The organism is Paraburkholderia sp. BCC1876 (assembly GCF_902833695.1).
In the GTDB taxonomy this organism is placed as follows: Bacteria; Pseudomonadota; Gammaproteobacteria; order Burkholderiales; family Burkholderiaceae; genus Paraburkholderia.
On sequence record NZ_CADFGI010000005.1, the window covers coordinates 267,027 to 287,853 of the forward strand.

Annotated in this window: 23 protein-coding genes; 12 read left to right on the forward strand and 11 right to left on the reverse strand. The window is 63.7% G+C overall.

Annotated features, from left to right (window positions below; all coding sequences use genetic code 11):
- Nucleotides 1-35: 35 nt before the first annotated feature.
- Entirely contained in the window at nucleotides 36-944 is a 909-nt protein-coding gene (locus tag HWY05_RS20145; protein WP_035556005.1) for a LysR substrate-binding domain-containing protein, read from the forward strand.
- 6 nt (nucleotides 945-950) lie between these two features.
- On the opposite strand, the gene phnN is transcribed toward HWY05_RS20145, so the two are convergent.
- From phnN to phnF, 3 genes are read right to left on the reverse strand one after another with little or no spacing between them, the layout of a single operon-like run.
- A complete protein-coding gene (gene phnN / locus HWY05_RS20150; protein WP_035556003.1) occupies nucleotides 951-1,505 on the reverse strand; it encodes a phosphonate metabolism protein/1,5-bisphosphokinase (PRPP-forming) PhnN in 555 nt (184 codons plus the stop codon).
- Nucleotides 1,506-1,507: 2 nt separating this feature from the next.
- On the reverse strand, nucleotides 1,508-2,230 hold the full coding sequence (locus HWY05_RS20155) for a DUF1045 domain-containing protein (RefSeq protein ID WP_176059359.1): 723 nt from the start codon (nucleotides 2,228-2,230) through the stop codon (nucleotides 1,508-1,510).
- On the reverse strand, nucleotides 2,227-2,985 hold the full coding sequence (phnF, locus tag HWY05_RS20160) for a phosphonate metabolism transcriptional regulator PhnF (RefSeq protein WP_176059360.1): 759 nt from the start codon (nucleotides 2,983-2,985) through the stop codon (nucleotides 2,227-2,229). Before phnF ends, HWY05_RS20155 begins: the two co-directional genes overlap by 4 nt.
- A gap of 181 nt (nucleotides 2,986-3,166) precedes the next feature.
- Here phnF and phnG point away from each other — a divergent pair, with 181 nt between their 5' ends.
- From phnG to HWY05_RS20195, 7 genes are all read left to right on the forward strand, one after another.
- Nucleotides 3,167-3,664 (forward strand): phosphonate C-P lyase system protein PhnG, encoded by a 498-nt coding sequence (gene phnG / locus HWY05_RS20165; protein WP_176059361.1) that lies wholly within the window; start codon nucleotides 3,167-3,169, stop codon nucleotides 3,662-3,664.
- A complete protein-coding gene (phnH, locus tag HWY05_RS20170) occupies nucleotides 3,664-4,284 on the forward strand; it encodes a phosphonate C-P lyase system protein PhnH (protein WP_035555995.1) in 621 nt (206 codons plus the stop codon). The genes phnG and phnH overlap by 1 nt, the downstream gene beginning before the upstream one ends.
- Nucleotides 4,284-5,474, forward strand: a complete 1,191-nt coding sequence (locus tag HWY05_RS20175; protein WP_035555994.1) for a carbon-phosphorus lyase complex subunit PhnI — start codon at nucleotides 4,284-4,286, stop codon at nucleotides 5,472-5,474. The genes phnH and HWY05_RS20175 overlap by 1 nt, the downstream gene beginning before the upstream one ends.
- The gene (locus HWY05_RS20180; RefSeq protein ID WP_051980701.1) at nucleotides 5,471-6,418 is read left to right on the forward strand and encodes an alpha-D-ribose 1-methylphosphonate 5-phosphate C-P-lyase PhnJ; all 948 of its coding nucleotides are present in this window, start codon (nucleotides 5,471-5,473) and stop codon (nucleotides 6,416-6,418) included. Before HWY05_RS20175 ends, HWY05_RS20180 begins: the two co-directional genes overlap by 4 nt.
- The gene (gene phnK / locus HWY05_RS20185) at nucleotides 6,415-7,185 is read left to right on the forward strand and encodes a phosphonate C-P lyase system protein PhnK (protein WP_035555991.1); all 771 of its coding nucleotides are present in this window, start codon (nucleotides 6,415-6,417) and stop codon (nucleotides 7,183-7,185) included. The genes HWY05_RS20180 and phnK overlap by 4 nt, the downstream gene beginning before the upstream one ends.
- Nucleotides 7,186-7,193: 8 nt before the next feature.
- Nucleotides 7,194-7,958 carry a phosphonate C-P lyase system protein PhnL gene (gene phnL, locus HWY05_RS20190; RefSeq protein ID WP_176059575.1) on the forward strand — a complete coding sequence of 255 codons (765 nt, stop codon included), beginning with the start codon at nucleotides 7,194-7,196 and terminating at the stop codon, nucleotides 7,956-7,958.
- A gap of 98 nt (nucleotides 7,959-8,056) precedes the next feature.
- On the forward strand, nucleotides 8,057-9,190 hold the full coding sequence (locus tag HWY05_RS20195) for an alpha-D-ribose 1-methylphosphonate 5-triphosphate diphosphatase (RefSeq protein ID WP_176059362.1): 1,134 nt from the start codon (nucleotides 8,057-8,059) through the stop codon (nucleotides 9,188-9,190).
- A 58-nt stretch (nucleotides 9,191-9,248) separates the two neighbouring features.
- Here the strand turns inward: HWY05_RS20195 and HWY05_RS20200 are convergent, their stop codons facing one another.
- The 5 genes from HWY05_RS20200 to HWY05_RS20220 form a co-directional block, all read right to left on the reverse strand.
- Nucleotides 9,249-9,644: a lytic transglycosylase domain-containing protein gene (locus HWY05_RS20200; RefSeq protein WP_244146668.1), complete on the reverse strand. Its 396-nt coding sequence runs from the start codon at nucleotides 9,642-9,644 to the stop codon at nucleotides 9,249-9,251.
- A 107-nt stretch (nucleotides 9,645-9,751) separates the two neighbouring features.
- Complete coding sequence (locus HWY05_RS20205; protein WP_035555988.1) at nucleotides 9,752-10,111, reverse strand: hypothetical protein; 360 nt, start codon at nucleotides 10,109-10,111, stop codon at nucleotides 9,752-9,754.
- Nucleotides 10,108-10,416 (reverse strand): hypothetical protein, encoded by a 309-nt coding sequence (locus HWY05_RS20210; protein WP_231585135.1) that lies wholly within the window; start codon nucleotides 10,414-10,416, stop codon nucleotides 10,108-10,110. Before HWY05_RS20210 ends, HWY05_RS20205 begins: the two co-directional genes overlap by 4 nt.
- Nucleotides 10,417-10,806: 390 nt before the next feature.
- On the reverse strand, nucleotides 10,807-12,630 hold the full coding sequence (locus tag HWY05_RS20215; protein WP_035555986.1) for a diguanylate cyclase: 1,824 nt from the start codon (nucleotides 12,628-12,630) through the stop codon (nucleotides 10,807-10,809).
- Nucleotides 12,630-13,664: an extracellular solute-binding protein gene (locus HWY05_RS20220; RefSeq protein WP_244146655.1), complete on the reverse strand. Its 1,035-nt coding sequence runs from the start codon at nucleotides 13,662-13,664 to the stop codon at nucleotides 12,630-12,632. Before HWY05_RS20220 ends, HWY05_RS20215 begins: the two co-directional genes overlap by 1 nt.
- A gap of 620 nt (nucleotides 13,665-14,284) precedes the next feature.
- On the opposite strand from HWY05_RS20220, the gene HWY05_RS20225 reads away from it, so the two are divergent.
- The 3 genes from HWY05_RS20225 to HWY05_RS20235 all read left to right on the forward strand — a co-directional run bounded on the left by HWY05_RS20225 (nucleotide 14,285) and on the right by HWY05_RS20235 (nucleotide 16,876).
- A complete protein-coding gene (locus HWY05_RS20225) occupies nucleotides 14,285-14,542 on the forward strand; it encodes a hypothetical protein (RefSeq protein WP_035555983.1) in 258 nt (85 codons plus the stop codon).
- A gap of 188 nt (nucleotides 14,543-14,730) precedes the next feature.
- A complete protein-coding gene (locus tag HWY05_RS20230) occupies nucleotides 14,731-15,513 on the forward strand; it encodes an ABC transporter substrate-binding protein (RefSeq protein ID WP_035555981.1) in 783 nt (260 codons plus the stop codon).
- 247 nt (nucleotides 15,514-15,760) lie between these two features.
- Entirely contained in the window at nucleotides 15,761-16,876 is a 1,116-nt protein-coding gene (locus HWY05_RS20235) for a succinylglutamate desuccinylase/aspartoacylase family protein (protein WP_035555979.1), read from the forward strand.
- Between the two features lie 2 nt (nucleotides 16,877-16,878).
- On the opposite strand, the gene HWY05_RS20240 is transcribed toward HWY05_RS20235, so the two are convergent.
- A complete protein-coding gene (locus HWY05_RS20240; protein ID WP_176059365.1) occupies nucleotides 16,879-17,685 on the reverse strand; it encodes a MetQ/NlpA family ABC transporter substrate-binding protein in 807 nt (268 codons plus the stop codon).
- Between the two features lie 300 nt (nucleotides 17,686-17,985).
- On the opposite strand from HWY05_RS20240, the gene HWY05_RS20245 reads away from it, so the two are divergent.
- A complete protein-coding gene (locus HWY05_RS20245; RefSeq protein WP_035555975.1) occupies nucleotides 17,986-19,146 on the forward strand; it encodes a porin in 1,161 nt (386 codons plus the stop codon).
- Between the two features lie 89 nt (nucleotides 19,147-19,235).
- Here HWY05_RS20245 and HWY05_RS20250 read toward each other — a convergent pair whose 3' ends face one another.
- Nucleotides 19,236-20,222, reverse strand: a complete 987-nt coding sequence (locus HWY05_RS20250) for a nitronate monooxygenase family protein (protein ID WP_176059366.1) — start codon at nucleotides 20,220-20,222, stop codon at nucleotides 19,236-19,238.
- Between the two features lie 127 nt (nucleotides 20,223-20,349).
- The gene (locus tag HWY05_RS20255) at nucleotides 20,350-20,820 is read right to left on the reverse strand and encodes a nuclear transport factor 2 family protein (RefSeq protein ID WP_176059367.1); all 471 of its coding nucleotides are present in this window, start codon (nucleotides 20,818-20,820) and stop codon (nucleotides 20,350-20,352) included.
- Nucleotides 20,821-20,827: the final 7 nt, after the last annotated feature.

Below are 20,827 nucleotides of genomic sequence, written 5' to 3' on the forward strand. Positions count from 1 at the left end.
CCCGATTAACACGCCTTATCACGGGGATTACCCTAATGAAGTTTCAGCAACTGCAAGCCTTCGTCGCGGCAGCTCACCACCGCAGTTTGCGCGCCGCCGCGCGCGAACTCGGCGTGACGCAACCGGCCGTCACGCATACCATCCGCGAACTCGAAAGCGCGCTGAACGCGGAGTTGATGGTGCGCAGCGTGCGCGGCATCGAATTGACGGCGTGCGGGCTCGCGCTGCTGCCGCGCGCCGAGCAGTTGCTGGGCGACATGCGGCGCACCGTCGAAGCGGTCGAACAGGTGAAGGGAGAACTGGCCGGCAAGGTCAGCGTGGGGACGATGCCGTCGATCGCGCTAACGGCGCTGCCGCAGGCGGTGTCGAAGTTTCGCCAGGCGATGCCGCTGGTGAGTCTGCATCTGGAAGAGGTGACGATTCCGGACGCGGTCGCGCGTTTGCGCAACGGCGCGCTCGACATCGCCGCGATCCATCATGTGCGAACGCTGGATAGCGATCTGGTGCAAGCGCGGCTCTATTCGACGGAGTTCGTCGTCGTGATGCGCGCGGGGCATCCGCTCGCGAACGTCACGCGTCTGCATGAGTTGATCGACGCCGAATGGATCGCCACCGTGGGCGCCGATCACTTTCCGCACAGCGTGATGATGGCCATGTTCGACACGCACGGTTTGCCGGTGCCGAAGCGACTGTTGCGCGCGCCGTCTTCGTTCGCGGTGACGCTCGGGCTGGTGTCGCAAACCGACGTGATCGGCTGCTTCACGAGGCCGCTCGCGCAAATGGTCGCGCCGCTCGGCATTCGCATCGCGCAGATCGAAGAGGCGCTCCCCACTTACGACCTCAGCATCATCTCGCGGCGCGATCTGCTGCCTACGCCGGCGGTGCTGCAATTCATCTCCTGTCTGCAGGAAGCAACCCGGGAGCGACTGGCGGCAGCCGGCTAAGGCTGTTTACTGAACGTGCGCCCCGGCCGTCAGGAACTTGACCAGCACGTGCCCGGCGTCTTCGAGCGCGCCGGAGTTGTCGATCGTCGTGCAGCGCACGCCGTCGGGCAATGAAAACGGCGCGCGCCGCGCGAGTCTCGCCGCGACCTGTTCCGCCGATTCACGCGCCCGCGCACCGAGCCGCGCTTCGAGAATATGCGGCGCGGCGTCCACGTGGACGACCTCGGTGTGCGGATAACGCGCCAACGTATGCTGCAAATGCTGACGCGAACCGTTGACGACCACCGTGCAACCGCGCGCGAGCCAGCCATCGAGTTCAATGCCGATGCCGTAGCGCAACGAGTGACTAGACCATTCGAGCGCGAACAGGCCAAGCACGGAACGCACCGCGAATTCTTCGACGCTCAGCGCGACGTGTGCCTCGCCGTTGCCGCTCGGCCGCGTGATGTAACGATGCGCGAAGAGGATCGGCTCGCCCATCAGACGCGTGCGCGCGAAGGCCAGCAACGAGTCCTTGCCCGCGCCCGACGGCCCCATTACGTAGATCAAACGACCAGCCATAGTTATTTCACCTCGCGGCTCTGGAACGGCACCCGCTGCCACAGCACGAACGGCTCGCCCGGCGCCGGCTCGACGAACAGCGCCGCATGATCGACCGGCAGCGGACCGAGTTCCGCCGCGTGCGCCTGCCACCACGCGACCAGCACGGCGCGTTCGTGCGCGTCGGCGAGCGAACTGGACAGCGTCATATGGAAACGGAATTCATCGAACACGTACGGGTAGCCCCATTCGATCAGCAGCGTGCGTTGCCGCTCGCTCAGCGGCGCGGCGAGCCGGCGCGCGAGATCAGCGGCCGAAGGTTTGGCGCGCAGCGTGTCGAGCGTTTGCAAGGCACTCGTGGCGAGCGTGCGAATGTCAGCCTCCGCGTGCTGATCCGCCGGACGCAGCGCGACGAAATCGCCCAGCGTCGCGGCCTCCACCGGCAAGTTGAACGGGCGCTGTGTATCGGCCCATGCACGCGTGGCGGCGAGCACGTCGTCTTGCGTCACGCCGTCCGCCAAGCGAAACGGTGCGACCAGCGTGCCATGCCAACCATAACGGCGCGGCGCTTCGGTCAACGCCGTCAGCTGACGTGTCAGACCCGGCGGTTGCGGCGGCACGCAGGTGTCGCCACTTTCGGCATCACGGCCGAGCCATGTCGAGCCGGCTTGCCACCACGCCGACTCGCGCGACGGCGCGTAATAGACCGCGAAACGCGCATCGGCCCGCCACGCCGCGCCGCTCATACGTCGTGCTCCACCAGCAGTTGCACGCGGTCCGCCGCGAAATGCGTGAAGCCATATTTGATCGGCGTGCCTTGCAGATCCACGTCGACGTTTTCGACCCACAACACCGGCTGCTGACGATTGATATTCAAACGCCGCGCGACTTCCGGCTCGGGCAGCACGCTGCCGATGCGACTCCACTTGCGCAGATAGTCGTTCACCCCGAGTTCCGCCATCGCTTTGGTAATGCCGCCGGTGCGCTCCAGCACCTCCGGCAGCTCGGGAAAACGCGCGGCGGGATACCAGTTGCGCGCGAACGTGAGCGGCACACCGTCGGACTCGTGCAGCGATTCGATCCGGTAGACCGCTGCGCCGGCTCGCAGGCTCAACGCCTTCGCGACGCTCGGTTCGGCCTTCACCCGCATCGCCGACAACATCGTGCCCGCTGCCGAGTGATGCTGCTGACGCAGGTTTTCTGTAAAGCGCGTGCGACGGCCGATCGTGTAGTCGATCGCGCCGGGTTGCACGAACGTGCCGCGACCCTGCTCGACGCTGACGAGGCCCAACGCGGCGAGCCCAAGCATGGCGCGGCGCACGGTATGCCGGTTCACCTCGAAGCGTTTGGCGAGTTCGCCTTCGCTCGGCAAACGCCCTTCTTCGCCGAAACCGCTCGCGGCGATTTCCTTGGCGAGGATCTGTTCGATCTGCCGCCATACCGCAACGCCAGCGCCGCGTTCGAGCATCGTGCCCGGCGTCGCGTTGTCGTTCGATGTCATGGTGCTGTCATTCCCTTGAGTTCAAATTATCGCTATGACGTGCATTGTAGTGCGCAAGCCGTGATGGAAATGTGAAACGTCCGCAAAGCGCTACACGGCTCGACGAGCATACCCCTAAACGTCTAGACGTTTAGATGAATAGATGGTCAAATGTTGACTCGCTGGATCAACAGGAACTTCGATGAGTGCCCCTTCCGTCTCGCCCTCTTCCTCTGCGCCTTCATCGGTCCGGCGCGCCTGGATGGCCGTCCTCGCCCGCACGCCGCGCGCCGATCTCGAAGCCGCGCTGCAGCACGCGCTGAACGACGCCCCCCCTCCCGCTTACGACTGGCTGCGACCACCTGAAATCGGCCTCGCCATGGTGCGGGGACGCGTGGGCGGCAGCGGCGATCCGTTCAATCTCGGCGAGGCCACGGTCACGCGCGCCACGTTGCGTTTGCGGGTGGCCGAAGGCGCCGTTGCCACGGTCGGCGTTGCCTGCCATCTGGGCCGCGATCGCCGCCGCGCCGAACTCGCCGCGCTGGCGGACGCATTACTGCAAATGCCCGAGCATCACGCGGCCTTGCATGAGCAACTAATCGGGCCGTTTGCCACTCAACAGGCCGCACAACGCGACGCGCGGCGCAAGGACGTCGCGGCCACGCGCGTCGAATTCTTCACGATGGTCCGGGGCGACTAATGGAAAACTCACCGATTGCCTTGTCCACGCTCACGCCGGGTTTCGCCGATCCGGTGCATGACACTCAGGCGGTGTTCCGCACCTTGCTCGACGCGTTGTCGCGGCCGGGCACGGTCGGCGTCGTCGAGAACGTGTTGCCGGCCGTAAGTGGCACGCTTGCCACGCGCGCCGACCTCGCCGCGTTTGCCGCCTTGCTCGCGTTGTGCGACTACGCCACGCCGGTGTGGCTTGCGCAAACCGACACGGCGCTCAGTTCGGCGTTGCGCTTTCATACCGGCGCGCCGCTGGCGAACGATCCCGCTGAGGCCGCGTTCGCTTATATCCACGACGCCGCCACCTTGCCGCCGCTCGAGACCTTCGCGCTCGGCGCCGCGGAATCGCCCGAGCAGGCGGTCACGCTGCTGATCCGTGTCGACGCGCTGACCGGCGGTGCGCCGATCGTGCTGAGCGGTCCCGGCATTCAGCACAGCGAGACGATCGCACCGGTCGGCTTGCCCGAACACTTCTGGCGCGAACGCGCCGCGCTCGCGCCGCTGTTTCCGTGCGGTGTCGATTGTTATCTCGTCTGCGGCGACACGCTGATCGGCCTGCCCCGCACAACTCAAGCGAAGGTGAACTGATGTACGTTGCCGTCAAAGGTGGAGAACGGGCGATCGAAGCGTCGTGGCGCCTGCTCGACAAAGAGCGCCGTGGCGACACGCAACTGGCCGAACTCAGCGTCGCGCAGATTCGCGAACAATTGCGTCTGGCGGTCGCGCGCGTGATGACCGAAGGCTCGGTCTACGACGAAGAACTCGCCGCGCTCGCGATCAAGCAGGCGGCCGGCGATCTGGTGGAAGCGATCTTCCTGCTGCGCGCCTATCGCACTACATTGCCGCGTTTCGGTTATACGCAGCCCATCGATACCGAAGCCATGCAGGTGGAGCGCCGTATCTCGGCGACCTTCAAGGATGTTCCGGGCGGTCAGTTGCTCGGCGCGACTTACGATTACACGCAGCGTCTGCTGGACTTCGCGTTGCTCGCCGAAGGCGATGCCGACGCAAGCGGCACACCGACCGACTCGTCGACGAAGCGCGCCGCACCGGTCGCCGCCGAAGCCATGCCGCGCGTCGTCACGCTACTCGACAAGGAAGGGCTGATCGAACAGGAACGTCCCGCGCCGAACGCGCCGGAGCCCGGCGATCTGTCGCGCGAACCGCTCGCTTTTCCGGCGAGTCGCGCCACGCGTTTGCAAAATCTCGCGCGCGGCGACGAAGGTTTTCTGCTCGCCATGGGTTACGCCACGCAACGCGGCTACGCGAACTCGCATCCGTTTGCCGGCGAGATCCGCTTCGGCACGATCTCGGTCGAAATGGAACTCGACGAGTTGGGCGAGACCGTCGACATCGGTGAAATCGACATCACCGAATGCCAGATGATCAACCAGTTCGCCGGCAGCGGCGCGGTGCCGCCCACTTTCACGCAGGGCTACGGTCTCGCGTTCGGTCACTCGGAGCGCAAGGCGATGGCCATGGCTTTGGTGGATCGCGCGCTGCGCGCTGAAGAACTCGGTGAAACGCTGGCCTCGCCCACGCAGGACATCGAATTCATGCTGTCGCATAGCGATAGCGTCGAGGCATCGGGCTTCGTTCAGCATCTGAAGCTGCCGCACTACGTCGACTTTCAATCGGAGCTGGAACTCGTGCGGCGCTTGCGCGCACAACACGTCGCGCAGAACGCCACGCAGAATCGCGGCGCAAGCGAAAGCGACAGCGAGAGCCAAACCACGCCCCAGCAAACGGATCACGATCAGCAGGAGCAGGCAGCATGACCGCAGCCGCTACACCGCTTATTACACCGCTTATTACCCCGCCTCCCACTCCGTCGTACGACGCCGCCGCGGACGGCTACAACTTCGCCTACCTCGACGAGCAGACCAAACGCATGCTGCGCCGCGCGTTGCTCAAAGCGGTCGCCGTACCGGGTTACCAGGTGCCGTTCGCCTCGCGTGAAATGCCGCTGCCGTTCGGCTGGGGCACGGGCGGCATTCAGGTCACCGCGGCGATTATCGGCCGTAACGACACGCTGAAGGTAATCGATCAGGGTTCCGACGAAACCACCAACGCGGTCAACATCCGCCGCTTTTTCGCGCGCACCACCGGCGTGGCGACCACGCGCCGCACCGTCGAAGCAACCATCATCCAGACGCGCCACCGCATTCCGGAAGCTCCGCTCACCGACAAACAGATTCTGGTCTACCAGGTGCCGATGCCCGAGCCGCTGTTCCGACTCGAACCGCGCGTGGCGGAAAGCAAGAAGCTGCATGCGCTCGCGGACTACGGTCTGATGAGCGTGAAGCTGTACGAGGACATCGTGCATCACGGCAATATCGCCACCACGTACGACTATCCGGTGATCGTCAATCATCGCTATCTGGCGTCACCGTCGCCGATTCCGAAGTTCGACAATCCGAAGATGCATATGAACCCCGCGCTGCAATTGTTCGGCGCCGGCCGCGAGCGGCGCATTCATGCGATTCCGCCTTATACGCCGGTGCGCAGCCTCGACTTCGACGATCACCCGTTCGAAATACAGAAGTGGCAGCACGCGTGCGCGCTGTGCGGTTCGACGGAAAGTTTCCTCGACGAAATGATCGTCGACGACGCGGGCCAACGCCTGTTCGTCTGCTCCGATAGCGACTACTGCCACGAACGCCGCGGCGACGCCGAATTCGATCCGTCGTCGCGCCCCACCGCTAAAGGAGAAGCAGCATGACGCCGCTGCTGAGCGCCCGTGCGCTCACCAAACAATACGGCGGCCGCAACGGCTGCAGGAACGTCAGCTTCGATCTGTATCCGGGCGAGGTGTTGTGCATCGTCGGCGAATCCGGTTCGGGCAAGACCACGTTGCTGAATGCGCTCGCGTTGAAAACCGAATCCGACAGCGGCGCGCTGCACTACACCGCCTCGCATGGGGAAAAACTCGACCTGCTGACGCTGTCCGAACCGCGCCGGCGGATGCTGATGCGCACCGAGTGGGGCTTCGTGCAGCAGAATCCGCGCGACGGACTGCGTAGCGGCGTCTCGGCCGGCGCGAATATCGGCGAGCCGCTGATGGCTGTCGGCGCACGCCACTACGGCGATATTCGCTACGCGGCCACGCAGTGGATGGAGCGCGTCGAACTCGACGCGTCGCGGATCGACGAATTTCCGGCCGCGTTTTCAGGCGGCATGCAGCAGCGTTTGCAGATTGCGCGCAATCTCGTGACCAGTCCGCGGCTCGTGTTCATGGACGAACCCACCGCCGGTCTCGACGTCTCGGTGCAGGCACGCCTGCTCGATCTGCTGCGCACGCTGACCTCCACGCTGCATCTGTCGGTGCTGATCGTCACGCACGATATCGGCGTGGCGCGTTTGCTCGCGCATCGGCTGATGGTGATGCAAGGCGGCGAAGTGGTCGAAGCGGGTCTGACCGATCAGGTGCTCGACGATCCGCAGCACCCGTACACGCAAACGCTGGTTTCCTCGGTTCTGCCGGTTTGAGGCTCATGATGCAATCCATTGATACCGCCAATCCGATCCACGCCGCCGGGCACGCATTCGCCGACAACGCCGCGCTGATGCTGCGCGCGGTCGGCATCGGCAAGACCTTTACGTTGCATGGCCAGGGCGGCGTGCAGATCGAAGCGCTCGCGGGCGTGTCGCTCGACGTGGAGCGCGGCGAATGCGTGGTGCTGGTCGGCCCATCGGGCGCAGGCAAAAGCACGCTGCTGCGCTGCCTGTACGGCAACTACCTCGCGAGCACCGGTTCGATCGAGATTCGCGACGCCGCGGACGACGGCCGCGCCGTGTCGATCACCGGCGCCGAGCCGCACGACGTGCTGCGACTGCGGCGCGGCGTAGTCGGCTACGTCAGCCAGTTTCTGCGCGTGATTCCGCGTGTGCCGACGCTCACGCTCGTCGCCGAACCGCTGCTGTCGCGTGGCGTTGCCGAAGACGAAGCCCGCACGCGGGCCGCGGCGTTGCTGGCGCGATTGAACGTGCCGGAGCGGCTGTGGACGCTGGCGCCCGCCACCTTCTCGGGCGGCGAGCAACAGCGCGTGAATATTGCGCGCGGCCTGATCGCCGGCCACCCGCTGCTGCTGCTCGACGAACCGACCGCTTCGCTCGACGCGGAGAACCGCGACGTGGTTGCCGATCTGATCGTCGAAGCGCGCGAACGCGGCGCGGCGATCGTCGGCATCTTTCACGACGAAGATACGCGCAACAAGGTGGCGACGCGCCGGCTCGAACTGAGGCCGCCGCTGCGTCATTGAGCGGATCGATCTGCGCCGTACGGCATGAGAAACGTGCATTACACTGAACCACCCACCCAGTCGCACCATTCCAGTCTGACTGACTACGGAGCAAGTCGATGTTGATCAGAAACGCTCGCATCGTGACGCGAGATGAAATATTCACCGGCGTGGTACACGTCGAAGACGGCGTGATTCGCGACGTCGAGCGCGGCACGACCGCGGCGCGCGAAGCGCAGGATTGGGACGGCGACTATCTGTTGCCCGGCCTGATCGAATTGCACACGGACAATCTCGAGAAACATCTCGCGCCGCGTCCCGGCGTGCAATGGAATACCGACGCCGCGTTCGTGATTCACGATGCGCAGGTGGCCGCCGCCGGCATCACCACCGTGTTCGATGCGCTCGCAATCGGTTCGCGCTCGAACGTGGGGCTGCGCGGCCGCGACGTGCAAACGCAATGCGCCGAATCGCTCACGCGCCTGTCCGAACGCAACCTGCTGCGCGCTGAACACTTTCTGCATCTGCGCTGCGAAATCGCCACCGCCGACGTAGTCGAACTGTTCGATTCGTTGTGCGCGCATCCGCTGCTGCGACTCGCCTCGGTGATGGACCATACGCCGGGTCAGCGCCAGTGGCACGACCGCGAGCAATGGCGCCGTTTTCAGGAGCGCAACGGCAAGCTGAGCGACGAACATGTCGCGACCGCGCTGACCGAGTTGTCGATCGAACAGGCCCGTTACGCCGACGCGCACCGCCGCGAGATCGTCGAACGTTGCAACCGGCTCGGCATTCCGGTGGCGAGCCATGACGACACGCTGGTCGAACACGTCGAACAGGCGCGCGCCGAAGGGATCGTGCTGGCCGAATTCCCGACCACTCGCGTGGCTGCGGAGGCCGCGCGCGAGCACGGCATTTCGACCATCATGGGCGCACCGAATATCGTGCGTGGCGGCTCGCATTCGGGCAACGTGTCGGCGCTCGAACTGGCCGAGGCGAATCTACTCGATATCCTGTCGTCGGATTACGTGCCGTCGAGTTTGCTGACCGCCGTGTTCGAACTGGTCGCGAAAGCGGACTGGACGCTGCCGCGCGCGATGGCAACAGTCTCCGCCGAACCGGCGCGCACGGCCGGCTTGCATGACCGCGGCGCGATCGAAGCGGGCCTGCGTGCCGACTTCGTGCGGGTGACGATGCTCGACACGCTGCCGGTGCCGCGCGCCACGTATCGCGGCGGCGCACGGATCGTCTAGGTGCGGGCTTGAGATTGAGTGTGCGTGCGGGCGTGGGAAAAACGGCCTGGCGATCCGACTACAGTTGCCCCCACGCCACCAGCACCTTCTGGATACTGCGTGCGTAGGCGTCCCGCTCTCTCGGCGTTTCCGAGTGGTAGGCGCCGATCGCGCGCCACGTGTTGCCGTGCTTGACCATCTTCTGTTTCAGCAGCCAGGCCGCGACGTAGACGTTCACGCACGGATCGATCAGCGCGCGATGCGGCACCCCTTCGCGCGCGAGATCGCCGAAGTGGATCGAGTTGATCTGCAACTGGCCAACGTCGATCGATCCATTGGCGTTGCGCCGGATCGCGCTCGGGTCGCCCTTCGATTCGTACCACGCGAGCGCACGCAGCACCCACGGGTTGACGCCTTGATAAGCCGCGGCTTCGTTGAAGCAGTCATCGGCTGCTTGTGCTGTACCGCACGCCATCCAGCAGGCGAACGCGGCAAAGAAGATTTTCAAGGACATGCTTCATCCTTCCGCTCGAGAGCGATAAAGAGGTGAAAGCGGCGTGGTGTGTGGTCCTGCTTGCCGCGCTATTTGTTCATGGCCAGATCGATCTGGCGCTGTACGGTGTCGAGATACGCGTGCGACGCGTCGGACACGATCAGCCGCACCACCGGCGCCGGCGGCGTGCGGCGCTCCTGCATCTGGGCGGACACGCGCGATTTCTTGCGATGCGGCGTCGGTTTGAGCGGCGCGGCGTCGTCATCGGTCGCACTCGGCGGCGGTAGCATGGCGAGCGACGGCAACGGCGGATAAACCTTGTCCGCTGCGGGCGGGAACGCGGCGGCGGACTGCAGATCCGCACCCGGTTGACCCGCGAACGCCGATGCGGCCAGCAGTGCGGTCAGGGTAAGCAATGCGCTGCGAGCGATCACGAGGTGCGCGTTCATTGAACCGTCCTGATCGACACGCTATACGGCTGCCCCAAGCCGGCCGTCCGGTTCTCGAAGTTCACCCGCGCGGTGCGTTGCGCGGGCACGCCTTTCCAGACCGCCTGATTCAGATAGCCGAAATCCTGTCCCAACGCGGTGACGAGCACGACCGTCGGCTGCGGCTGCGCGGCGGCCAGCGCGCCGGCTTTGGCCAGCACGGCGGTGAGTTGCGGATCGCGTGCGCCCAGTGCGTCCGGCGGAATGTCGAAACTGATCACTTCGTTCGGCGCCTTGTCCGGATGCGCCGCTGTCGACGGCGGCATCTGCGCGCAACCGGCGAGCGCCAGTGCAGCCACCAAGAAACAAACCTGTCGCTTCACGGAAAATCTCCAGTCAATCCTGTTGCCATAACGACGTTGTCGGCAAGCCCGCGACGAAAGTTGAGACGACGAAAACGCTTCCAGTGAAATGAAAAATACTTGCCTCAAGATCGGCGCAAACGATTGCTCGAGCGCTCGCCGAAGCGACGATGGAGGCAAACTTGCCTCGTGTTTTTGAGGCGCAATGGTCTGATGAAAGCGCCGTCTGGCGCGGGTCGGAGAGAGGGAAATCCGGCGAAGCGACGCGCGTGAAGGATCGCGCAAGGCGTTCGTTAGCGGCGTGCAAGGCAAGCCGCTAACGAAGACGCGGCACGACGCACGGCAGGTCGTCCGTCAGGCCATCGGCTCGGCCTCGCGGCCGGCCGTTGCGTCTTTACCCGCCCTCGCCTGTGCCGCTTCCTGCTGGGCGCGCTGTTCGCGCCGACGTATTTCAAGCAGATCGTGATAGAGCAAATACGCGCACCGTCCGCCGGATTTGGCCGCATACATGGCCGCGTCGGCGTTCAGCAGCAGCTCTTCCGCCGTGCCGCTGTCGTCCGGGAACTGGCTGATGCCGATGCTCGCGCCCACGTTCATGCTTTGCCCGTCCATCACGAGCGTTTCGTTCAGCGTGTCCATGATGCGCGACGCGATCGCCGGCGCCGCTTCCGCGGAACGCGGCCCCTCGATCAGCACGATGAACTCGTCGCCGCCGAGTCGCGCCACCACGTCGGCGGAACAGAGCACCTGCTTGAGGCGGCGCGCCACCGCGGCCAGCACCTTGTCACCGATCGCATGGCCGAACTGGTCGTTGATCTGCTTGAAGCGGTCGAGGTCGACGAACAGCACCGCCAGGCCCTCCTGACGTCGCGTGGCTTCGTCGATCGCACTTTCGAGCTTCTGCATGAACAGCATGCGGTTCGGCAAGCCGGTGAGCCCGTCGTGCGTTGCCAGATGCACGAGCTCGCGTTGCTTGGTGTGCAGCACGTCCATCTGCGATTTGATTTCGCGGCGCAGACGATCGAAGCAGCGCGCCAGCACGCCGATCTCGTCGGTCCGTTTGAGCGGCAACGTTTCCATGGCATGTTCGGCGAACAGATGCGTCGCCGCGTGCGCGAGCAGATGCAGCGGCTTGGTCAGCGCGCGCGCGAACAGCACGGCAAGGACCAGCGCCAGCACGCTGAACACCAGCACCATACGAACAATGCGATCGCCGAGCAGATTCGCGCCGGACAACACGTCCTGGAGCGGCTTGGCGAGTCCGAGCACAATAAAGCGGTTGCCCGCTGAATCGCCGAACGGCCGCCGCACGAAGGCGAGCACCTGACCCGCCGCCTGCTTCGGCTTCACGAGGCCGTTGACGAGGATTTCGCTTTGCGACTGCACGAACAGGGGTTTGGTGACGGAGAAGCTGTCCTGGATCAGCACACGCCGCCCCCGGTCGAAGCCGAAGGTTTTCGACGGATCGGGATGAACCAGAAAATCGCCCCACTCGTTGGTGAGATAGACCTGGTAGTCGCTCGGCAAATCGCTTTGCAGGCGTTTGAGCAAACCGGCGAGGTCGACGTCGATCACCACGACGCCCACCACCTCGCCGCTCGCGTTCGCGACCGGCGTGCCGAGCCGCAAGGTCGGTTTGCCTTCCGCGCCATGCGCGCCGTACTCGTGATTGACCGAGATCGGCGACGTGTAAATGCGGCCCGGCGAAAACGCCAGCGTCTCGAACACATACGCGAACTGGCCTTTTTCCTGCAGGCTGTTGCCCTGCACGCGCGCAAGGCCGTCGCCGTCGCGGTCGAAGCGGATCAGTTCGAGCCCGTAGTGCTGCCGCGCGATCAACCGGATCTGCAGGTACTCCGGATGATGGATCATGAAGCTCGAATACACCTGCGCCAATTGCTCGCGCGCCGCATTCTTGCCGAGACCGTCGTCGGTCTGCGCGACATCCGCCGCGGACGGCAAACTCGCGAGCACCTGGGCGTCGGCGCCGACGTCGTCGATCGAGGCGGAAAAGCGCTGACCGAGCAGTTCCGTGGAAGTCAACAGACTGTGGCCGGCTTCGTTCACCAGCATCGTGCGATTGGCGCGATACGCGTAATAGCCGGTCGCGCCGGACGCGAGCACGCCGATGCAGGCGAGCAGCACCGACAACTTGACGGTCAGGCCGGGCCGTATCATCAGAAACGCTCCGACCGGTCGCCGGACACGATTCGGGCCCACAGGTCCTCGCGACGCTGAATATCCTCCACCGGTCCGATCCACACGATGTGCGCTTTTTCGCTATTGTCGACCGGCGCGCTCAACGTATTGGCGAGCCCCTGACGTTGCGTGAGCAAGCCGCTCACGCCGGGTTCGAGCATGTAGTTGATCCACGCGAGCGCGAGCGAAGGGTCCTGCGCCGAACGCGTCATCGACCAGCAATCGAGCCACGCGAGCGCACCTTCGTCGGGAATCACATAGCCTACGTCCGCGCCCGCACGGCGCAGCAATTCGACCTGCTGGGTGCCGTAATTGCCGAACATCAGCGCGACCTTGTGCTGCATGAAAACCGCGGTCGCTTCTTCGGGCAGCGTGTAATAGGTCAACAGATTGCGGCGCAGATCGACCAGCTTCTGCGCGATCGTGTGAATCTGCGTGGCGTCGAGCTGAAACGGATGCGTGTAACCAAGCGCCAGCGCGGTGAACGAGAAGTTGTGCTGCGCGCTGTTGAAATCGAGCACCTTGCCGCGGTATTTCGGATTCCACAACTCGCGCATGGAATGCGGCGGCACCGCGATCTGCTTGCGATCGTAGATCAGGCCCATCGACGAATACGTGAACGGAATCGCGTACACCTTGCCGGCCGACGTCAGCCCTTCGATCGACGTGCGCGCCTGAAACCGCGGCAGTTGCAGTTTCGTGTTCGGCAGGCTCGCGAGATCGAGCGGCGCCAGCAGATTGGCGCGCGTATAGCGCTGGATTTCAGCGGTGTTGGCGGCGAGCACGTCGAACGGCGGCGTGTCCTTGCTGTGCATCAGCGTCCACAACGCTTCGTCGGAATCGGCCAGCGTCACTTCCACCTTGACCTTGTAGCGCGACTCGAAGGTCTTGACCACGTCGTCGTCGGCATAACCGGGCCACGCCAGTACGCGCAGGATTTTCTCGCCGGCCTGCGCCGGCGCGGCAGAGAAAAGCCCGCAGCAAAAAACCGCGCCGATCAGAAACGCCAGCATTACGGATAAAGCCCGGCCGCGCGAACCATTCGCGCGGGCTGCAGCGCCCGCGATTCTCCGCGGGAAGAATCGTTTACAACCGCGCATGTCATCTGCCATCAACATCTTGTGCATATACAACACCGTTTAGCAGAAGGCCTGGCCGACGAACGCCCGCACGCGGAGGCGATCCGCGCAGGTGGTGTTCGGTGACTTTCTTCAGACAGATACGCTCATTGCGCCGCAGGAAGCGAGCGCGAGGAGCATTGATGATAGCGCTAAAGCAATACAATTTTGTTTTCGGCCACGACGGTGTCGGGAAAAACGGGCAACCTGGCGTGACCGGTCAAACGGGCACATCCGCATTAACGGCGATTTATGCGGAATCTTTAATTTGGCGGCCCGCCGCTTGAAACGCATGCGCGTAGTAACAGGGCGTAATCAAGTTTGCTTAATAGCGCGATTCGAAAGAACAACTATGCCCGATGAATTATGGTATCAAGCAGGCCGCGCTTACACCGGGGCAATACTTAAAGAAGAACGGCGAGGCTGCCGATAACGTTAACTTGTCCCGCGCCGGTCACGGCCAGGGCAAAGCATGAAGCGAACCGGTTTTCGGGTCGTCGAACAAGACAACCACAATGCGCTTGAAGAAAACAGAATGGATGTTGCTGGCCGTCGTGGCCGGCTCGGTCATGGGTTTTGGAAACTGGCTGCAAGGCGAAATGAACCGCGCGTCGCTCGCGCGTATTCAGCGCGATTCAGCCAATCCGCAGGACTTGCAGGACTCGCATGGCGCATGCGCGGGCATGAATGCACGCGAGGCGGAAATGATGGGTAAAGGCGAACTCTGGTGCGGCGCGGTCGGCACTTTAAACCCCACCACATTCTCGCGTTAAAAGCTATCCTCACCCGCCATCCGGTGTTTCACTAGCTTCCCAATATTTTTGAACTGATAAGCTTGGCGCGCGCTGCTGGCCGCCCCGGCTGGCGGCTTCCACCCAAGCCCGGTCGTGAGTCGCGCCGGGCGGCCCGCCGCGGCAAAACCGCATACGGGCGTATTTGAACTACACCGAGGAGTTAAACAGTGAAAAAACTGCTAGCGGCTTTGACGGTTGCTCTGCTTGCTACCGTCTCGATTGGCGCACACGCTAAAGATTGGTCGACTATCCGTTTTGGCGTTGACGCCAGCTATCCCCCGTTCGAGTCCAAAGGCTCGGATGGCAAGCTCGTTGGCTTCGACATCGACCTCGGCAATGAAATCTGCACGCGCCTGAAGGCCAAATGCGTGTGGGTCGAAAACGACTTCGACGGCATGATTCCGGCCCTGAAGGCGAAGAAGTTCGACGGCGTGCTGTCGTCCATGTCCATGACGCCGCAACGCGCCGAACAGATCGCGTTCTCGTCGAAACTGTTCAACACGCCGACGCGCCTCGTGTCGAAGAAAGGTTCGGGCGTGATGCCGACGGCTGACTCGCTGAAGGGCAAGGCGGTGGGCGTCGAGCAGGGCACGATCCAGGAAACCTACGCGAAGACCTACTGGGAGCCGAAGGGCGTGAAGGTCGTTCCGTATCAGAACCAGGATCAGGTCTACGCCGACTTGCTGTCGGGTCGTCTGGACGCGTCGCTGCAAGACGCCGTGGAAGCTGAAATCGGCTTCCTGAAGACGCCGCGCGGCGCCGGCTACGACTTCGCAGGCAAGGACATCGTCGACGAGAAGGTCCTCGGCAACGGCGCAGGCATCGGCATGCGCAAGGAAGACACCGATCTGAAGGTGAAGGTCGACAAGGCCATCGCCGACATCATCAAGGACGGTACGTACAAGAAGCTCGAGAAGAAGTACTTCGACTTCGACGTGTACGGCAGCTAAGCCCTCTCCGCGTGCCTGACGGCGCGCGTGCCGGGTTGCATAAAACGGGCTCCGCCACACGCGGGGCCCGTTTCGTTTGTGCCGCCCGCTCGACCCACGCCGTGCGCCGGATCGGCTAAGATCGTGCGGTCGAGGCGCGCCATACGCGCCGCCTCCGCCCTGCTTTTGCGTTGCCACCCAACCTGCTTTCCCACTGAAATCAACGACATAGCGCGGCACGCCCCGCTTGCCCGCGACTCCGAAGACCATGCAAACCCAAACCCATCCGCTGATTGCCCCGACGCTCGGCACTGCCCGTAACCTGACGAGTTTTCATTACGGTTCCGGCGGCGGGCAGAAGATTTATATCCAGTCGTCGCTGCACGCCGACGAGTTGCCCGGCATGCTGGTGTCGTGGGAACTGCGCCGCAAGCTGGCCGCGCTGGAAGCCGCCGGCAAGGTGCGCGGCGAAGTCGTGATCGTGCCGGTGGCCAACCCGATCGGCCTGAATCAGCATTTTCTCGGCCACCTGACCGGCCGCTTCGAAACCAACACCGCGCAGAACTTCAACCGCAATTTCCACGATCTGTCGGCGCTAGTGCAGCCGGTGATCGAGGCGCGCCTCACCGACGACATCGACGCGAACCGCAGCGCCATCCGCACGGCCATGCGTGAAGCGCTCGACGCGCAAAAGCCCGAAACCGAACTCGAATCGCAACGTCTGGCGCTGCAAAAGCTCTCGTACGACGCCGACGTCGTGCTCGATCTGCATTGCGACTGGGAAGCCGCGCTGCACCTCTACACGAACCCCGACTTGTGGCCGGAAGTCGAGCCGCTCGCGCGCTATCTGGACGCGAAGGCCTCGCTGCTGGCGCTCAATTCGGTGGGCAATCCGTTCGACGAAATTCACAGCTTCTGCTGGTCGGATCTGCGCGGCCGTTTCGGCGAGCGCTTCCCGATTCCGAACGGCTCGATCTCGGTCACGATCGAACTGCGCGGCCAGCGTGAGGTGTCGTACGAGTATGCCGAGCGCGACGCGCAGGCGATCGTCGAGTATCTGACCTCGCGCGGCGTGATCGACGGCACGGCCGCCCCGCTGCCGCCGCTCGAATTCGCCGCCACGCCGCTGGCCGGCGCCGAGCCGATCGTCGCGCCGATCAGCGGCGTGCTGGTGTACCGCTGCGAAGTCGGCACCTGGGTCGACGCCGGCCATGAAATCGCCGACATCGTCGACCCGCTGACGGATCGCGTCGTCACGTTGAAAAGCAGCGTGGCCGGCGTGCTGTACGCACGACATCTGACGCGTTTCGCGACGGCCGGGCTGGAGTTCGCGCGGATTGCCGGGGCGAAGGCGTTCAGAAGCGGCTCGTTGCTGAGCAATTAAGCTCAGAACGCCGGAATAATCGCGCCTTTGAACTGCGTGTCGATGTATTTGCGCACTTCATCCGACTCATACGCCGCGACCAGCTTTTTCACCCACGGCTGATTGCGGTCCTGCACACGCACCGCGATCAGATTCGCGTATGGGCCCTTCAGGTCTTCGATCGCGATCGCGTCTTTGGTCGGCTGCAGGCCGGCCTTGACCGCGTAGTCGGTGTTGATCGACGCCGCGTCGAGGTCGTCGAGCGCGCGCGGCAGTTGCGCGGCATCCAGTTCCACCAGCCTGATCTTCTTCGGATTCCCGGCGACGTCGAGCGGCGTTGCGTTGACGCCGTTCGTGCCGACGCCCGGCTTCAGCTTGATCACGCCGTACTTCTGCAACAGCAGCAACGCGCGGTTGCCGTTCGACGGATCGTTCTGGATGCCGACCTTCGCGCCTTCCGGCAAGTCCTTGAGCGACTTCAGTTTCTTCGAATAGAAGCCCATCGGCGAGACATAGGTCAGGCCGACGTTGACGATCTTGTAGCCGCGCTGCCTGATCTGGCTGTCCAGAAACGGCTGATGCTGAAAACCGTTGGCGTCGAGATCGCCGGAGTCGAGCGCGGCGTTCGGCTGCACGTAGTCGTTGAACTCGATCACCTTCACGTTCAGGCCTTCGCGCGCCGCGACTTTAGTCACGACCGACCAGATCTGCGCATCCGGGCCGCTCATCGTGCCGATCCGGAGTTCCTTGTCCGCGGCGTGCGCGAACGTTGCCGTCAGCGAAATAGCGGCGATTGCGAGCAGATTCTGGATGATTGTCCGGCGTTGCATACGTTTTCCCCACAAGCAATGTGATTGGTAGGGGCGCATCGTCGCATGCGCTAATCGCCCCGGAAAACCAATCGTTTTTCACACGCTTAGATGGCGGAAAGTGAAAAAGCTTATATGCGGCGGGGCTTGCGCGAATTCGCCGCGCAAAGCTATGTGAGTGTCGCGCCGGCGCTACAGATTTCAAAAATAAGCGAAGCTGTCACATACCTTACTCTGCGTTCCCTTAAATTTCGGCCCATCGCACGACCTTGCCAAAGAGCTGGGCTGACGATCTGCTCAATTTTTTATCCGGAGAAAGTCTTGAACAAGAAAGTATTTGCCGCCGCTACGCTCGCAGTCTTCGCTTCCGCCGCTCACGCACAAAGCAGCGTCACGCTGTACGGCCTGATCGACGCAGGTATCAGCTACGCCAACAACTCGAAGACCGCAAGCGGTCACGACAAGCTCGTCAAGTACGACGACGGCGTCGCTCAAGGCAGCCGTTGGGGCCTGCGCGGCACCGAAGATCTGGGTGGCGGCCTGAAGGCACTGTTCGTGCTGGAAAGCGGCTTCAACAGCGGCAACGGCACGCTCGGCCAGGGCGGCGCGTTGTTCGGCCGTCAAGCTTATGTCGGTCTGTCGCAGAACAACGTCGGTTCGGTGACGTTCGGTCGCCAGTACTCGTTCTCGACCGACTATCTGGGTGGCAACTACTCGACCGGCGGCCAGACCGTCGCGGGTAACTACGCTTACCACATCAACGACATCGACCAACTGACGTCGAGCCGTATCAACAACGCAGTCAAGTTCAGCAGCGCGAATTTCGCGGGCCTGACCTTCGGCGCGATGTACGGCTTCTCGAACCAGGCTGGCGCATTTGCAGGCGCACCGGCAACCGGACCGGCAACGGCATCGGTGGCAGGTTCGTCGCGTGCTTACAGCTTCGGCGTGAACTACGCAAACGGCCCGTTCGGCGTCGGCGCAGCGTACACGGACATCCGTTACCCGGGCCAGGCATCGCCGGCCTTCTCGACGGCTATCTCGAACCTGACGCTCAACACCGTGCGCGATCTGCGTACGTTCGGCGTTGGCGGCCGTTACTCGATCGGCGCAGCGACGCTGTGGGCGTTGTACACGAACACGCACTTCTCGCCGATCACGGGCGCGTCGACGACGTTCGCAGCGTATGAAGCAGGCGCGAAGTACGCCTTCACGCCGGCTCTGACGGCAGGCGCGGGCTACACGTACATGCACCTGAGCGGCTCGAACACGGGTCACTTCAACCAGGGCGACCTGAGCCTCGACTACGCGCTGAGCAAGCGCACGGACGTGTACGCACTGGGCATCTACCAGATCGCTTCGGGCCGCGTCGGTTCGTCGAATCTGGCAGCACAGATCGGTTCGAGCACGAGCTACTTCGGTAACTCGGGCACGGCTGACAACCAACTGGCGTTCCGCGTCGGTATCCGTCACAAGTTCTAAGCGGGTCTTGCCGGCGAGGAGCGCAAGCGCCTTGCCGGTTCGAGATTCAGAAAAACGCCCTACGGGGCGTTTTTTTCTTTCTGCTCCCCTCAGAGGGCGCGGACCAGCCCGGCAGCGAGCTCCAGACGATCGCGCGCGGCCTGGTATTCATCGACGAAACGCGCCACCAGTTCCGCTGCGGGCATGATCCGCTTGACCGCCCCCACGCCCTGACCAGCGCCCCAGATGTCGCGCCATGCCTTGGCCTTGCTGATGTTCTCGGCGCTGAAGTTCATGCTGGAAGGATCGGACTCCGGCAGCGCATCCGGATCGAGCCCGGCGTTGGCGATACTGTGACGCAGATAGTTGCCATGCACGCCGGTGAACAGATTGGAATACACGATGTCAGCGGCCGTGCTGTCCACAATCATCTGCTTGTAGCGCTCATCCGCATTGGCTTCCGACGTGGCGATAAAGGCCGAGCCGATATAGGCCAGGTCGGCGCCGGCCGCCTGCGCGGCCAGGATCGCATCGCCGCTGGCGATGGCGCCGGACAGCGCCAACGGGCCGTCGAACCATTCGCGGATCTCGTGCAGCAGCGCAAACGGCGACAACCGGCCGGCATGTCCGCCGGCTCCCGCGGCGACCGCGATCAGGCCGTCCGCGCCTTTGTCGATCGCTTTCTTCGCGAACGTGTTGTCGATCACGTCGTGCAACACGATGCCGCCGTACGCGTGCACCGAACGGTTCACGTCCTCGCGCGCGCCGAGCGACGTGATGGTGATCGGCACCTTGTATCTGGCGCACAGCTCGAGGTCATGCTCCAGCCGGTTGTTCGACTTATGCACGATCTGATTGACCGCGAACGGCGCGGCCGGCCGCTCCGGATGCCGGGCGTCGTGCTCGGCCAGTTCGTTCGTGATGCGCGCCAGCCAGTCCTCCAGCACCGGTCCAGGCCGGGCGTTGAGGGCCGGGAACGAGCCGACGACACCGGCCTTGCATTGGGCGATCACGAGCTCGGGGTTGGAGATGATGAACAGCGGCGAGCAGATCATCGGCAGCGCGAGGCGGCCTTTAAGTACGGCGGGTAAGGACATGAGTTTTCCTGGAAGGAAAGAACGATGTTCGGTGCTTGCCGGTAACGATCCGGCAGAAAACCGGCGACGGGTTGGGTGGCAAGTTCGGCAACAAGCCGCGGCGGCGGCAACTCGGGAGTGCGACCGCTCAGACCGCGTCGCTCTTGCCGCTCAGCACGGCCTGGGCGGACGCCAGTTGCGCCCCCATCTGAGCCGCCAGCGCCTGCAAGCCGCTCATGGGACGCACCATCACCTCGAATTCTTCGATCTTGCCGTGCTCGTCGAAGCGCAGCATGTCGATGCCTTTAAGCGACTTACCGTCGACTTCGGCGCTGAATTCCAGCACCACGCTGCGCCCGTCTTCGCTGACGAAACGGCGGTGGTACTCGAATTGGCGGAACACGCCGTTGACCGTTGTCAATATCAGCCGGATGGCCGCTTTGCCCGGATAGGACGTGTGCGCAACCGGCGAGCGGAACACGATGCTGTCGGCTAGCAGCGGGTCCAGTTCGTCCATCGCACTCCGTTGCAGAAGGTCGTGCCAGGCCGACAGCGTGCGCTGCGCGGCTTCGGATAAGGGGTGTGCTTCCACGTCGGTCTCCTTGGTATAGGCGTTCATCAATACG

Excerpts from the sequence above, each read along its gene's own strand:
- HWY05_RS20145 (WP_035556005.1), top strand. The coding sequence starts at position 36 with ATGAAGTTTCAGCAACTGCAAGCCTTCGTCGCGGCAGCTCACCACCGC.
- phnN (WP_035556003.1), bottom strand. The coding sequence starts at position 1,505 with ATGGCTGGTCGTTTGATCTACGTAATGGGGCCGTCGGGCGCGGGCAAG.
- HWY05_RS20155 (WP_176059359.1), bottom strand. The coding sequence starts at position 2,230 with ATGAGCGGCGCGGCGTGGCGGGCCGATGCGCGTTTCGCGGTCTATTAC.
- phnF (WP_176059360.1), bottom strand. The coding sequence starts at position 2,985 with ATGACATCGAACGACAACGCGACGCCGGGCACGATGCTCGAACGCGGC.
- phnG (WP_176059361.1), top strand. The coding sequence starts at position 3,167 with ATGAGTGCCCCTTCCGTCTCGCCCTCTTCCTCTGCGCCTTCATCGGTC.
- phnH (WP_035555995.1), top strand. The coding sequence starts at position 3,664 with ATGGAAAACTCACCGATTGCCTTGTCCACGCTCACGCCGGGTTTCGCC.
- HWY05_RS20175 (WP_035555994.1), top strand. The coding sequence starts at position 4,284 with ATGTACGTTGCCGTCAAAGGTGGAGAACGGGCGATCGAAGCGTCGTGG.
- HWY05_RS20180 (WP_051980701.1), top strand. The coding sequence starts at position 5,471 with ATGACCGCAGCCGCTACACCGCTTATTACACCGCTTATTACCCCGCCT.
- phnK (WP_035555991.1), top strand. The coding sequence starts at position 6,415 with ATGACGCCGCTGCTGAGCGCCCGTGCGCTCACCAAACAATACGGCGGC.
- phnL (WP_176059575.1), top strand. The coding sequence starts at position 7,194 with ATGCAATCCATTGATACCGCCAATCCGATCCACGCCGCCGGGCACGCA.
- HWY05_RS20195 (WP_176059362.1), top strand. The coding sequence starts at position 8,057 with ATGTTGATCAGAAACGCTCGCATCGTGACGCGAGATGAAATATTCACC.
- HWY05_RS20200 (WP_244146668.1), bottom strand. The coding sequence starts at position 9,644 with ATGGCGTGCGGTACAGCACAAGCAGCCGATGACTGCTTCAACGAAGCC.
- HWY05_RS20205 (WP_035555988.1), bottom strand. The coding sequence starts at position 10,111 with ATGAACGCGCACCTCGTGATCGCTCGCAGCGCATTGCTTACCCTGACC.
- HWY05_RS20210 (WP_231585135.1), bottom strand. The coding sequence starts at position 10,416 with ATGCCGCCGTCGACAGCGGCGCATCCGGACAAGGCGCCGAACGAAGTG.
- HWY05_RS20215 (WP_035555986.1), bottom strand. The coding sequence starts at position 12,630 with ATGATACGGCCCGGCCTGACCGTCAAGTTGTCGGTGCTGCTCGCCTGC.
- HWY05_RS20220 (WP_244146655.1), bottom strand. The coding sequence starts at position 13,664 with ATGCTGGCGTTTCTGATCGGCGCGGTTTTTTGCTGCGGGCTTTTCTCT.
- HWY05_RS20225 (WP_035555983.1), top strand. The coding sequence starts at position 14,285 with ATGCGCTTGAAGAAAACAGAATGGATGTTGCTGGCCGTCGTGGCCGGC.
- HWY05_RS20235 (WP_035555979.1), top strand. The coding sequence starts at position 15,761 with ATGCAAACCCAAACCCATCCGCTGATTGCCCCGACGCTCGGCACTGCC.
- HWY05_RS20240 (WP_176059365.1), bottom strand. The coding sequence starts at position 17,685 with ATGCAACGCCGGACAATCATCCAGAATCTGCTCGCAATCGCCGCTATT.
- HWY05_RS20250 (WP_176059366.1), bottom strand. The coding sequence starts at position 20,222 with ATGTCCTTACCCGCCGTACTTAAAGGCCGCCTCGCGCTGCCGATGATC.
- HWY05_RS20255 (WP_176059367.1), bottom strand. The coding sequence starts at position 20,820 with ATGAACGCCTATACCAAGGAGACCGACGTGGAAGCACACCCCTTATCC.